Source organism: Pseudomonas sp. S31 (genome assembly GCF_016648105.1).
In the GTDB taxonomy this organism is placed as follows: domain Bacteria; phylum Pseudomonadota; class Gammaproteobacteria; order Pseudomonadales; family Pseudomonadaceae; genus Aquipseudomonas.
Genome location: NZ_JACVVE010000014.1, coordinates 60,779 through 74,029, shown reverse-complemented (window position 1 = coordinate 74,029; position 13,251 = coordinate 60,779). Strand labels below are relative to the sequence as shown.

Genomic DNA, 13,251 nt, shown 5'->3' with positions numbered 1-13,251 from the left:
CCTGGAGGCTCTCGATGCCACGCCCTTCCTCGCGCCGCCTGCTGGCCGGCGTGCTGCTTTACTGTGCCTGCGATGTCCAGGCACAGGAGCTGTACCGTGACGATCGGAATCAGCTGAATCTCGACCTGCAACTGGCCTGGTCGTGGCTGCACAGCGACCACAACTATGTAGCCGGCCCACAAAGCCCCGGCAGCTCCACCTGGCAGGAAAGCTACATCCGCTATGGCCTGAGCGGCGTGCATCGCCTGGCCAATGGCGATGCCAGTGTGTATGGCGCGTTCAACCTGGCCAGCTACGGCACCTTCGGCGACGGCGACGCAGCGCAGTACACCGACGGCAGCGAACGCGAAACCGCCTTGGACAAGGCCTACCTGGGCTGGCGCTCCGGTACCCTGTTCCCGGCCCTCGGGCAGGACGGTGTGGACCTGTCCTTCGGCAGCCAGAAAGTGCCCTTGGGCGATGGCTTCATCATCAACGGTGACGGCACCATGATGGGCGACAGTTTTGCCGGTGGCCTCTACGACCGTGGTGGCACCTATTACCTGGCTGCACGCAACGCGTTTCGCCGCACGGCCGTGGCTCGCATCGGCGGCAACCGCGGCTGGCGCAGCGATCTGCTGTGGCTCAAGTCCGACAACCCGTTTCGCAGCAAGATGGAGCTGGGGGCCGCCACCCTCGAGCATGTCGGCCCCAGCACCACGGTGGGCCTGACCGCGGTCAAGGTGCTGGACATCGACGAACGATACGCCCTGAGCGCTGCCCAGCGCGACCGCGACGACCTGCGCACCTGGAGCCTGCGCGGCAAGACCGATGCCGGTATCGATGGGCTGTTCCTGTCCGCCGAGCATGCCTGGCAAGAAAAGCGCAGCGGCGACGAAAGCGCCTGGTATGCCGAAGCGGGCTGGACCTCCAGCCAACTGCCCTGGCAGCCTTACGTGTCGGCGCGCCACACCCGTTACTCGGCCAACTACGATCCGCTGTTTTCCGGCTGGAGCCGCGGCCCAGGCACCTGGCAGCAAGGCTCGACCGCCACCAACTTCGCCGGCCCGTTCAAGCGCAACGCCGCGATCGACATGCTCAATCTGACGCTCGCCCCCCACCAGGCGCTCAAGCTGGGCGCCCAATATTTCCGCTTCCGTACCCTGGATAAAACCGTGGGTGACTATAGCGGCCAGGAACTGGACTTCTACATGATCTGGAACATCGACCCCCATCTGACGCTGTTCCCCATGCTCAGCGCCTACAAACCTGAGCGTTCGGCAGCCGATGGCGGGCTGCAACTGGGCGATGCGGACCTCGCCCTGTTCAGCCAACTGACGCTGTTCTACAGCTTCTGATGGCACGCCTGCTGCTGGCACTGCTCGCCTGGATGGCGAACCCGGCCCATGCCGCGCAGTGGGTCGACGAGTCGGCCTGCGCGGGCTGTCATGCCGTCGAGGCGCAGGCCTGGCAAGGTTCGCATCACCAGTTGGCGATGCAGGTAGCCGCTGTCGGCAGCGTTGAAGGCGACTTCAACGACGTGCGTTTCCAGGGCGAACGCGAGGCGGTGCGGTTCTTTCGCCGCGACGGTGGCTGGTGGGTGAATGCGGTCGGGGCTGACGGCAAGGCGGCGGATTTTCGGGTCGCCTACACCTTCGGTGTCGAGCCGTTGCAGCAATATCTGGTGGCCCTGCCCGACGGTCGCCTCCAGGCCTTGGGCGTGGCCTGGGACACCCGGCGCAAACGCTGGTTCGAGCTGTATCCCGGCCAAGGGGTCGACTTCAACGATCCCTTGCACTGGAGCCAACCCGGACAGAACGCCAACTTCATGTGCATCGAGTGCCATACCACCGGCTATCGACGAAATTACCAGCCCGAAACCGACCGTTTCGCCGGTCATTGGCAGGGCCTGGGCATCACCTGCCAGGCCTGCCATGGACCCGCCTCAGAGCATCTGGACTGGGTCGCCCGCCCGGATGCCCGCCTTCATGCCGGCTTCGCCAGCGCCCTGGTCGGTGGCGACAACCGCATACAGGTCGAAACCTGCGCCCGCTGCCATTCGCGGCGAGTGCCGCTGGCCGACGGTGACCAGCCTGGCGCGCCGCTGCTCGATCGCTACCTGCCAACCACCCTGTTGCCTGGCCTGTACGAGGACGATGGCAAGATCAAGGACGAAGTGTTCGAATACGGGGCTTTCGTGCAAAGCCGCATGTATGCCAAGGGTGTACGCTGCTCCAATTGCCATGATCCGCATAGTGCCGAACTCAAAGCCCCTGCAGACGGCGTCTGCCTGCAATGCCACAACCCGACGGGGCGCAGCAACGATGCCGGGGTCGATGGCAGCGGCCTGCAGGCCAAGGATTACGACAGCCCGGCGCACCACAAGGTCGCAGGCTCGAGCTGCATCGGCTGCCACATGCCGGGGCGCCTGTACATGGTCAACGACCTGCGCCACGACCACGGCTTCACCCTCCCGCGCCCCGGCCAGAAAGTCAGCGAACTGTTCAACCTGTGGGAGGCGGCCCGTCCTGGCAGCTATGCGGCTGACATGCCGCGCATCCGCCAGGGGCATGCAGATGCCAGCGCCGCCTTGTCGAGGCAATTGAACGATCCCGCCCAGCCCCCCATTCGGATCGCGACGCTCCTGGGCGAACTTCCTGTCTATCCAAGCGCTGAAGGCCTTGAGCGGGCCATACAAGCCCTCGATGACGCCGACCCACAGGTACGCGTTGCCGCTATCCAGGCCGTGGATCGCATGGTGCCAGGTCGCTGGGCACTGCTCGGGCCACGCTTGCAGGACCCGATAAAGGCCGTACGCCTGGCGGCCGTCGGGCAATTGCTCGATGCCCCGAGCGATCCGACCTGGCATGCAGCCTGGTCGAAAAGCAGCCAGGAATACGAACAGACCCAAATGGCGCTGGCCGAGCGTGCCGAAGCCCACGTCAATCTGGCCCGCCTCTACAAGGCACGGGGGCAAGATACGAAAGTGGAGGCGCAGTTGCGCCTGGCGATCGAGCGCGACCGACATTTCCTGCCGGCTTCGACCATCCTGGCTGACTGGCTGCAAACCCACGGCCGCCCCGCGCAAGCCCGACAGGTATTGCAGACAGCGATCCTCGCGCATCCGGAGGCGGCCGAACTGCAGTATGCCTTTGGGCTGCTATGCGTGCGCCAAGCGGATCCCCAGGCAGCGTTCGGAGCCTTGAACGAGGCCGTGCGACTAGCGCCAGGCAACGCCGGGTATGCTTATGCCCTGGCCTTGGCGAAACTGGAACGCAACGACGTGGCCGGCGCGCGTGACCTGTTGGCGCAATATCCTCAGTTTCCTCCAGCGCTGCTTTTGCTCGAGCGCTTAACGATGAATGATCATCGACGCTAACTTTGAACCGCGAGAGGGAGGCCCTACCTTGCGGCAATCTGCTTGCCTACCTTTGGTAATGTGTCCAGTATTAAGGCTGCCCGTGTTTCGGGGGCGGCTGAAAACCTATTAATTTCAACAGCTTGCAAGATTGATGCGTGTCTCGTCTCGCGCTCCGCTCATAGAGCTGCAGTGATTCGCCCTATCACTCGCGCCTGCTCGTCTGCGACTGTCTGTGCAGATAGCGCGAATCGAGTACGAACTGTTGGCGGCGTCATCAGCGTGCTGCGGCACAGCCCTCAAGGATTACTTCGTGCGTTACGACCTCACCAGCCTGGACCTTTTCATCACCGTCGCCCAGGAGCGCAACCTCACGCGTGCCGGGCGGATCAAGCATGTCGCGGTGTCGGCGATCAGCAAGCGGATCAGTGAACTGGAAGCGCAGATCGGCTCGCCGCTGCTGCTGCGCAATGCGCGCGGCGTGGAGCTGACCCCTGCGGGGCAATCCTTGTTGTTCTACGCCCGTCAGTTGAAGCAGACCATGGCCCAGCTGGACAGCGAGCTCAGTGGTTACGCCAGTGGTGTGAAGGGGCATATCCGGGTGCATGCCATCACCTCGGCATTGTCCCAGTTCCTACCCCAGGATGTGGCGGAGTTCGCTGCGCTGTACCCACAGATCAAGTTCGACATCGAGGAGCGTGTGGGTTCGGCGGTGATTCGCGCGGTCGCCGACGGTCGAGCAGACTTGGGCATCATCGCTGAGCAGACCGCTGCCGAAGGTCTCGAGACCTTTGCCTACCGGCACGATGAGTTGACCTTGGTAGTGCCCGGTGGGCATGCGTTGGCGACACGCAAGTCGATCGGTTTCAAAGAGGTGCTGGAGCACGAGTTCGTCGGCCCGCACCTGGAAAGCTCGATGAATACCTTGCTGACCAGTGAGGCCGACAAGCTGGGCATGGCCCTCAAGCTGCGCATCCGCATCAGCAGCTTCGACTGCATGTGTCGCATGGTCTCAAATGGTCTGGGGATCGCCGTGCTGCCGCGCAGCGTTATCAATCAGTACTTGCGCAGCCATAAGCTGAAGGCAGTCACGCTCAGCGAGCCTTGGGCGCGGCGCACGCTGATGCTGGTGTTGCGTAAGTACGACGCCGCATCCCCCACGTTGAAGACCTTCATCGACCATCTCAGGCTGCCCGGCTGACGTTTCTCAGCGTTCTCGTTTGGAGAACGCTGCTATGGCGATTGACCAATTTTCATCCAGCCTGCCTGCTCGTAGTATCGGCTCATCCCCAGTGCCGCCTGCCTTGCGCAGGGCCTGTGAACATTATAAGAAGCCGAGCGATTCCAGCATGACCGAGACTGCCTGCGACCTCTTCAGCCCCCTGGTGATCAACGACGACGTCTTCACCATCGTCGACCTGAGCAAGATGCTCGATCACAGCCAACTGACCAAGCTGCCGTACTCCCTGCGCATTCTGCTGGAGAACGTCGCGCGCTGCTCGCCCCAGGCATTGCCGTCGGTGCTGGCGCGGGCCATTGGCCAGGGCCCAGATTGCGAAGTGCCTTTCCAGCCGAACCGGCTGATGTTCCACGACACCACCTGCCTGCCGGCACTGGCCGACTTCGCCGGCATGCGTGATGTGGTCGCCGAGCTGGGTGGCGACCCGCAGGCGATGAACCCCCTGATCCCAGCAGTGCTGACCATCGACCACTCGGTGATCGTCGAGCGTTTCGCCGAGGCCGATGCGGTCGAGCAGAACCTGGACATCGATTTCCGTCGCAACAGCGAGCGCTATCGTTTCATCAAGTGGGCGCAGAAGAGCCTGGACAACTTCGGGGTGATCCCGCCGGGCACCGGTATCATTCACCAGATGAACATGGAGGCCCTGGCCCAGGTGGTCTGGGAAACCCCGGGCGAAAACGGTGAGCGCCTGCTGCACCCGGACGACATGGTCGCCACCGACAGCCATACCCCGATGATCAATGCCATTGGCGTATTGGGCTGGGGCGTCGGCGGCCTGGAAGGGCAGGCGGCGATGGTGGGTGAGCCGGTGCCGATCAGCTTCCCCAAGGTGATCGGCATTCGTGTCACCAATGCCCTGCGCCCAGGTGTGACTGCCACCGACCTGTCGCTGCACGTGGCCGAGATCCTGCGTCAGCGTTCGGTGGTCGGCAAGTTCGTCGAGTTCACCGGCCCTGGCCTTTCCACCCTGAGCTGGGCCGCCCGCGGCACCGTGTCGAACATGGCCCCGGAGTACGGCGCCACAGTGGTGTTCTTCCCGTTCGACGACGAAACCCTGGCCTACCTGGAACTCAGCGGCCGCTCGGCGAAACTGCGCGAGCAGGTGGTCAGCTACATGCGTGCCCAGCCGCTGTGGCGCCGAGACGACTTGCCCGAGCCGCAGTTCGACGAGCTGATCGAGCTCGACCTGGCCAGCATCGAACCCAGCGTCGCCGGCCCGCACCAGCCGCACCAGCGTCAGCCGCTGTCCAGGGCTGGCGCGTCCTTCCATGAAGAAGTGCTCGGCGCTGGCAAGCTGATCGATGCGCCGCAGGAGCAGCGCTTCTTCGAGCCTTCGTTCGGTCAGCCAATCACTCACGGGGCCGTGGTGATGTCCGCCATCACCAGTTGCACCAATACCGCCAACCCGGCGCAGATGATCCAGGCCGGCCTGGTGGCCCGTAAAGCCCGCAGCCTGGGCCTGCAGCGCAAGCCCTGGGTCAAGACGTCGCTATCGCCTGGTTCCCGGGTGGTGGCGGACTACCTGGCCGAGGCCGGGTTGCTGGAGGACTTCTCCGCGCTGGGCTTCGACCTGGCCGGTTTCGGCTGCATGACCTGCATCGGCAACTCCGGCAAGCTCGAAGAGCCTGTCGAGGCGTTCGCCGACCAGGGCCTCAAAGGTGTGGTGGTGCTGTCGGGCAATCGGAACTTCGAAGGCCGGGTCAACCCCAAGGTGCCGGCCGGTTACCTGGCTTCGCCCGCCCTATGCGTGGCCTATGCCATCGCCGGCAGCATCGATATCGACCTGACCACGCAGCCGTTGGCCACCGATGCCGAGGGCCAACCGGTGTACCTGCACGACCTGATGCCATCGGATACCGAGATCGCCGCGCAGGTCGCTCGTGTGGTCAAGCCCGAGTTCTTCCAGCAGCGCCTGGCCACCGTCTGGAACGGCACCCACCACTGGCAGGCTCTGTCGGCCGAGGGCAGCGTGCAGTTCCCGTGGAGCTCACAATCGACCTACCTGCGTCGCCCGCAATACCTGGCCGGTATCCAGGCCGAACCCAAGGCGTCCCTGGCGATCAGCGGTGCCCGTGCACTGATGGTGCTGGGCGACAACGTCACCACCGACCATATTTCACCGGCGGGGGCCATTCCGGCCAACAGCCTGGCCGGCCAATGGCTGCTGGAGCGCGGTGAAGACCCGCAGGACCTCAACCAGTACTCCACCCGCCGCAGCAACCACGAAGTCATGCTGCGCGGCGCCTTCACCAACAAGTCGGTGAAGAACCGTCTGCTCGGGGAATCGCAGCCAGGGCAGGGCGCCTGGGCCTGGAATGCCGATCACAGCGAGTGCCTGCCGTTGTACGAGGCGGCCAAGAGCTACGCCGCCCAGCACACGCCCATGGTGGTGTTCGCCGGGATCAACTATGGCGCCGGCTCCAGCCGCGACTGGGCGGCCAAGGCCCAGGCCCTGCTTGGGGTCAAGGCGGTGGTGGCGCAGAGCATCGAGCGTATCCACCGCAGCAACCTGATCGGCATGGGCGTGCTGCCACTGGTGTTCCAGCCAGGTCAGAGCGTCGAGGATCTGCATCTGGACGGCTCAGAAGCGTTCGATTTCGTCGGCCTCGACGAGTTGGTGGTGGGTCAGAACGAGATCGGCCTGATCATTCGCCGGGCTGATGGCCGCCGCGACCCGTTCAAGGTCATCGCCCGTATCGATTCACAGCAGGAAGTGCGCTACTTGAGCAACGGCGGCGTGCTGCCCTTCGTGATTCGCAAGGTGGTCGCGCGCACCCGGCGCTGACACCCACGGCCCCGATACCTGGGGCCACCTGAAAACAACAACAAAAGGGACAACCCATGCACCGCGAACAACCCTCTGTTGTCGCGCCCGATGCCGTGAGCGCAGAGCACACGGACGTGGGCCGACGCATCATCCTCAAACGACTGGGCGCCGCCACCGGGCTGGGCCTGTTGGGCGCGATGTTGCCTGCTGGCATGGTCAGTGCGGCAAGCGCCTTGTCTTCGAATCATTCTGCAAGCGGGAGAAACACCCCTATGTTCGCGTATGTCGGATCGCGCACCACCCGGGAGCGCAATGCGCGTGGTGATGGCATCACCGTCTACCGGCTCGACCAGCAGGCGGGCACGCTGGAAAAGGTCCAGGTGGTCGGTGACCTGGTCAACCCTTCCTTCCTGGCCTTGAACCGCGCTGGCGACCGCTTGTACAGCGTGCACGGTGACCGCAGCGAAGTCAGTGCCTTCACGGTCGACAAGCAAAGCGGCAAGCTCAGCCTGCTCAACCGGACCAGCTGCGAAGGCAAGAACCCCGTGCACCTGGCACTGGACCCGAGCGAACGCTTCATGGTGGTGTCCAACCACATCACGGGCTCGCTGGCCGTCCTCAACGTTGGCGAAGACGGGGCCCTGGGCAGCGTCAATCAACTGGTGAAGCTGGAAGGCCCGCTGGGCCCGCACCGTGTCGAGCAACCTTTCGCCAAGCCGCATTTCAACCCGTTCGACGCCTCGGGCAACTTCGTGCTGGTGCCGGACAAGGGCTTGGATCGGGTCTTCAGCTTCCGTTTCGACAATGGCAAGCTGCACCCGGCCGAGCAACCGTTCGCCGTGACCCGCGAGGGTTCCGGCCCACGTCACATCGCCATGCACCCGAAGGCCGGCTTCGCCTATGTGATCAACGAACTGGACTCGACCGTCACCAGCTACCGCTTCGACGCGGCCAGCGGTGCACTGAGCCCGCTGCAGGTGTTGTCGTCGCTGCCTGCGACTTTCACCGGCAACAGCCGCGCCTCGGAGATCGAGGTCGACCGCAGTGGCCGCTTCCTGTACGCCTCCAACCGTGGCTACGACAGTATCGCGGTGTTCGCCATCGACCAGGGCAGTGGCCTGCTCAGTCCGGTCGAGTACGTACCGAGCGAAGGCAAGACGCCGCGCTTCTTCTCCCTGACCCCCAACCAGCGCTTCATGTTCGCCCTCAACGAGGACAGCGACAGCATCGTCTCGTTTGCAGTGGACCGGCAAACCGGCGCGCTGAAAAAGACCGGCTTTTCGGCTTCGACCGGCAGTCCGGTGTGCATGATCTTTTCTGCCTGATGTTCCGTTGCATCGATAACAATTAAAGGGGCAAGCCACGGCTTGCCCTCGATGAGGTACTTATGAACAACAACAAAACTGTCGACGAACAGGCTACGGTGCGCAAAGTCACCCTGCGCATCATCCCCTTCATGTTCCTGCTCTATATCGTTTCTTACCTTGACCGCGCCAACATCGGTTACGCCGCCCTGGAAATGAACAAGGAACTCGCCCTGACCAGCGAGGCGTTCGGTTTCATCTCCGGGATCTTCTTCATCGGCTACTTCCTGTTCGAAGTACCGAGCAACGTCATGCTCAACAAGTACGGTGCGCGGGTCTGGATCGCCCGCATCCTGGTGACCTGGGGGGCGATTGCCGCCGCCACCGCGTTTGCCCAGACGGCCAACCAGCTGTACGTGCTGCGGTTCTTCCTCGGCGTGGCCGAAGCCGGCTTCTTCCCAGGCGTGATCGTCTACCTGACCTACTGGTTCCGCGCCAAGGAACTGGCCACCACCGTGGCACTGTTCACCGCCGCGATTCCGGTCAGCTACATCATCGGTGCACCGCTTTCCACCTGGATCATGGACAACATCAAGTGGTTCGACTGGAGCGGCTGGCGCTGGATGCTGTTCCTCGAGGGCGTGCCGGCCGTCTTCCTCGGCATCGCCTGCTTCCTGTTCCTGACCGACAAGCCCGAGCAGGCCAAATGGCTGACCCAGCAGGAAAAGGACTGGCTGCTGGCCGAACTCGAGCGCGACCGCCAGAGCCGCAAGAACGTCAAGCGGTTGGGCGTGTTGCAAACCATGGTCAACAAGAAGGTGCTGTACCTGGCCTTCATCTACTTCGTCTACCAGTGCGGCAGCCTGGGCGTCGGTTACTGGATGCCGCAGATCATCAAGGGCTTCTCCAGCGACCTGAGCCATACCCAGATCGGCCTGATTGCCATGGTCCCGTACATTGTCGCCACCGCTGTGATGATCATCTGGTCGCGTAGTTCGGACCGGCGCAACGAGCGCAAGATGCACTCGGCCATTCCGCTGGCGGTCGCCGCACTTGGCCTGATCGGTGCCGGCATGCTGCCCAGCGCTTTGGCCTCGATGGCCATGATCTGTGTGGCGCTGTCTGGCCTGTACAGCTTCAAGTCGCCGTTCTGGGCACTGCCCACGCTGTTCCTCGACCGTGCCACTGCCGCAGTGTCGATTGCCGTGATCAACTCCATCGGCAACCTTGGCGGTTTTGTCGGGCCGTCGATGATCGGGGTGGTCAAAGGCAGCAGCCAGAGTGCCGCCACCGGTTTGCTGTTTCTCAGCGCACTGCTGGTCATCGCCTTCCTGATGACGGCACTGATGCGCGTCACCAATAAAGACCCCGATCAGCCAGTGGCCGCCTCGGCCCACTGATCCTGAAGGGGGCCGCAACCTGGCCCCCTCACTGACCCGTTCCGTTTCCTTTCACTGCCCGGTGCCATGCCCCGGGCCGGGCAGTCTCGTGCCAATCAGATGGAAATCGCCAGATGCACAACAACAAGAACATCCTGCGTACTCTTGTCACCCTGTCTCCTTGCGTGATCGTTGGCGCTGCCAGTGCAGAGGGCTTCGTCGAAGACAGCAAGCTCGACCTGCAGATGCAGAACTATTACCTGAACCGCGATTTTCGCGATGGCAGCGGGCAATCCACACGTGAAGAATGGGCCCAGGGTTTCCTGCTGGACTTTCGCTCCGGCTACACACCGGGCACCGTCGGCTTCGGCCTGGATGCGCTGGGTATGCTCGGCATCAAGCTCGATTCCAGCCCAGATCGCGCTGGCACCGGCCTGTTGCCGGTCCACGATGACGGCCGTGCAGCGGACGAATTCAGCCGCCTGGGCCTGACCGCCAAGGTCAAGGTGTCGCAGAGCGAGCTCAAGTACGGCACCTTGATCCCCAAACTGCCCACCGTGCAGGCCAACACCGGGCGCATCCTGCCGCAGACCTTCGAGGGCGGCCTGCTGACCAGCAGCGAAATCGAAGGCCTGACCCTGACCGGCGCACGCTTCAACCGCATGACCGACCGCGACTCCACCGATGCGCAGAAGATCACCCTCAACAACAAGAACCGGCGCTTTGCCGGTGCCGTGGAAGGGGATGACTACTGGGTCGGCGGCGCCGACTATGCGCTGAGCAAGACGCTCACCCTGAGCTACCAGTACGCCGAGCTGCAGGACGTTTACCGGCAGAACTTCTTCGGCATCAATCACAGCTGGAGCATCGGCCCGGGCAAGCTCAAGAGCGACCTGCGCTACATGCTCAGCGACGATGCCGGCAACGCCCGGGCCGGTGCCATCGAAAGCGGCGCATTGAGCGGCATGTTCACCTACAGCCTGGGGGGCCACGCCTTTGGTCTGGGGCTGCAGAAAATGAATGGCGATACGTCGATGCCGTTCCTCAACGGTACTGACCCCTACCTCGCCAACTACATCCAGCTCAACGACTTCGCCGAGCCTGGCGAGCGTTCCTGGCAGTTGCGCTACGACTACAACTTCGCCGCGATCGGCATCCCCGGCCTAACCTTCATGACCCGCTACGTCAAGGGGGACCACGCCGACCCCGCCACCAGCGACGAAGAAGGTCGCGAGTGGGAACGCAACACCGATATCGCCTACGTGTTCCAGTCGGGGGCATTGAAGAACGTGGGCATTCGCTGGCGTAATGCGGCGTACCGCTCCAACTTCGCCCGCGGCACCGACGAGAACCGCCTGATCGTGTCCTACACCTTACCCATCTGGTGAGGCCTCGCTCCTACGCGGTCCCTGTAGGAGCGGCTTCAGCCGCGAAGAGGCCCTCACAGAAAACCGGAGATCCAAATGTCCACCTCGATCACCCCAGCCCTCCTGGCCGAACTGGCCCCCAACGGCATCCTCACCGCCGCCATCAACTTCGGCAACCCCGTCCTCGCCCAACGCGGACCCGACGGCGAGCCCCAGGGCGTCTCGGTCGCCCTGGCCAAGGCACTGGCCGAAGAACTCGGCGTCACCCTGAACATGCGTACCTTCGATGCCGCCGGCAAAGTCTTCGCGGCGCTGGAGGAGGGTGCCTGGAGCCTGGCCTTCCTGGCCATCGAACCGGTTCGCGAAGCGCAGATCTTCTTCAGTGAGCCCTATGTGCTGATCGAGGGTACTTACCTGGTCAAGCAGGAGGCGCCGTTCGCCAGCGTCGATCAGTTGGACGCTGCAGGCCTGCGCCTGGCCGTTGGCAAAGGGGCGGCTTACGACCTGTACCTGAGCCGCACGCTTGAGCATGCCGAACTGGTGCGCGCCGAAACCTCGGCCGGGGCCGTCGACCTGTTCATCGAGCAAGGCCTGGATGCGGCGGCTGGTGTTCGCCAGCCCCTGCAGAAAGTGGCGGACGCGGACGCGCGCTATCGGGTGCTCGATGGCGCCTTCACGGCTATCCGCCAAGCCATGGCGGTGCCCAGGGGCAATGATGCAGCCGCCGCGTACGTGCGTGATTTCGTCGAGCGCAGCCTGCGCAGTGGTTTTGTCCGGGGGGCGTTACTGGCTACCGGGCAGACCGATGTCAGTGCCCCGCGCTGACTGACCCGATCACCCGCTTGCGGTCGAATGCGATCACGGCCAGGGCCATGGCCGTGATCGCCAAGGCCTGGTCAGATCCTCGACAACCGGTTGGATCCCGCCATTTTTCAATGGAAGCCATACAAGGCTTGCGGGTTCTCGATCAGTATGCGCTGGGTCTCGGCGGTACTCGCCCAACCACTGATCAGGTCGAGCAGCAGCGAATCGTCAGGCTTATGCCGTTGTTCGGTGATATGCGGCCAGTCACTGCCCCACACCAGGCGTTCGGGGGCCGCCTTGACGAATGCCCGTGCAACGCGTGAGGCGTCGGCGTATCCAGGGCCGCCTTCGGCGGTATTGAGGTAGGCCCCGGACAACTTCACCCAGGCACGGTCAGCGTCGAGCCAGCGTCCGATCATGGCGAACGCAGGGTGCGCGGTCCCTTGGGCGGGCGGCAGGCGCCCCATGTGATCGAAGACCATCGGTACCTTGACCTTGTCGAGCAGGGCCTGGTGTTGGACGATCTGGTCGCCGGACAGGTGCAACTGGATATGCCAACCCAATGCAGCGATACGCTCGGCCAAGGGCAGGATCATCTCGGGCGTGGTCACCGTGTCCTTGGGATTCCACAGGCTGAAGCGCAAGCCACGAATGCCGCCGGCAGCCAGCCGCTCCAGTTCGGCCTCGCTGATGGACGGGTGAACCACCGCGATACCGCGAGCCTGACCGTCGAAGCGCGCGACGGCGTCCAGGGTGCAACGGTTGTCGGTCCCGTAGTATTTGGGTTGGACGATCACGACACGGGTCGTGCCATTGCTGCGCTGGAGCTGACGATAGTCGTCGACCGACATGCCAGCGACCGCGGGGGTACCGGCGACGGCAGGTGCGAAGCCCGGGTCGATGATATGAATATGTGCGTCGCAGGCGCCTGCCTGCACACGCAGACGGGGGCGCTGCGATGCGCTGGAGTTGGGGATGCTGGCGGCGGCTGGCACTGGCGTTCCTGCGAGTACGCGTTCGGAAACCAACCATAGAGCGGCCGCGCAGGTG

Annotated in this window: 9 protein-coding genes; 8 read left to right on the top strand and 1 reads right to left on the bottom strand. The window is 63.8% G+C overall.

The features are described 5' to 3' along the window. Positions 1–14 precede the first annotated feature (14 nt). From IAE37_RS12780 to IAE37_RS12745, 8 genes are all read left to right on the top strand, one after another. Positions 15–1,337 (top strand): hypothetical protein, encoded by a 1,323-nt coding sequence (locus IAE37_RS12780; RefSeq protein ID WP_201174138.1) that lies wholly within the window; start codon positions 15–17, stop codon positions 1,335–1,337. Further along, a complete protein-coding gene (locus IAE37_RS12775; protein ID WP_201174136.1) occupies positions 1,337–3,358 on the top strand; it encodes a multiheme c-type cytochrome in 2,022 nt (673 codons plus the stop codon). The genes IAE37_RS12780 and IAE37_RS12775 overlap by 1 nt, the downstream gene beginning before the upstream one ends. 292 nt (positions 3,359–3,650) lie before the next feature. Next, entirely contained in the window at positions 3,651–4,538 is an 888-nt protein-coding gene (locus IAE37_RS12770; RefSeq protein ID WP_201174134.1) for a LysR substrate-binding domain-containing protein, read from the top strand. A 148-nt stretch (positions 4,539–4,686) separates the two neighbouring features. After that, positions 4,687–7,365 carry an aconitate hydratase AcnA gene (gene acnA / locus IAE37_RS12765; protein ID WP_201174133.1) on the top strand — a complete coding sequence of 893 codons (2,679 nt, stop codon included), beginning with the start codon at positions 4,687–4,689 and terminating at the stop codon, positions 7,363–7,365. 254 nt (positions 7,366–7,619) lie between these two features. After that, the gene (locus IAE37_RS12760; protein WP_201174247.1) at positions 7,620–8,672 is read left to right on the top strand and encodes a lactonase family protein; all 1,053 of its coding nucleotides are present in this window, start codon (positions 7,620–7,622) and stop codon (positions 8,670–8,672) included. A gap of 62 nt (positions 8,673–8,734) precedes the next feature. Next, positions 8,735–10,051 carry an MFS transporter gene (locus tag IAE37_RS12755; protein ID WP_201174131.1) on the top strand — a complete coding sequence of 439 codons (1,317 nt, stop codon included), beginning with the start codon at positions 8,735–8,737 and terminating at the stop codon, positions 10,049–10,051. Positions 10,052–10,164: 113 nt separating this feature from the next. Beyond that, positions 10,165–11,418 carry an OprD family porin gene (locus IAE37_RS12750; protein ID WP_201174128.1) on the top strand — a complete coding sequence of 418 codons (1,254 nt, stop codon included), beginning with the start codon at positions 10,165–10,167 and terminating at the stop codon, positions 11,416–11,418. A gap of 75 nt (positions 11,419–11,493) precedes the next feature. Next, positions 11,494–12,222 (top strand): transporter substrate-binding domain-containing protein, encoded by a 729-nt coding sequence (locus IAE37_RS12745; RefSeq protein ID WP_201174126.1) that lies wholly within the window; start codon positions 11,494–11,496, stop codon positions 12,220–12,222. 107 nt (positions 12,223–12,329) lie between these two features. Here the strand turns inward: IAE37_RS12745 and IAE37_RS12740 are convergent, their stop codons facing one another. Next, the gene (locus IAE37_RS12740; RefSeq protein ID WP_328822725.1) at positions 12,330–13,196 is read right to left on the bottom strand and encodes an amidohydrolase family protein; all 867 of its coding nucleotides are present in this window, start codon (positions 13,194–13,196) and stop codon (positions 12,330–12,332) included. Positions 13,197–13,251 lie beyond the last annotated feature (55 nt).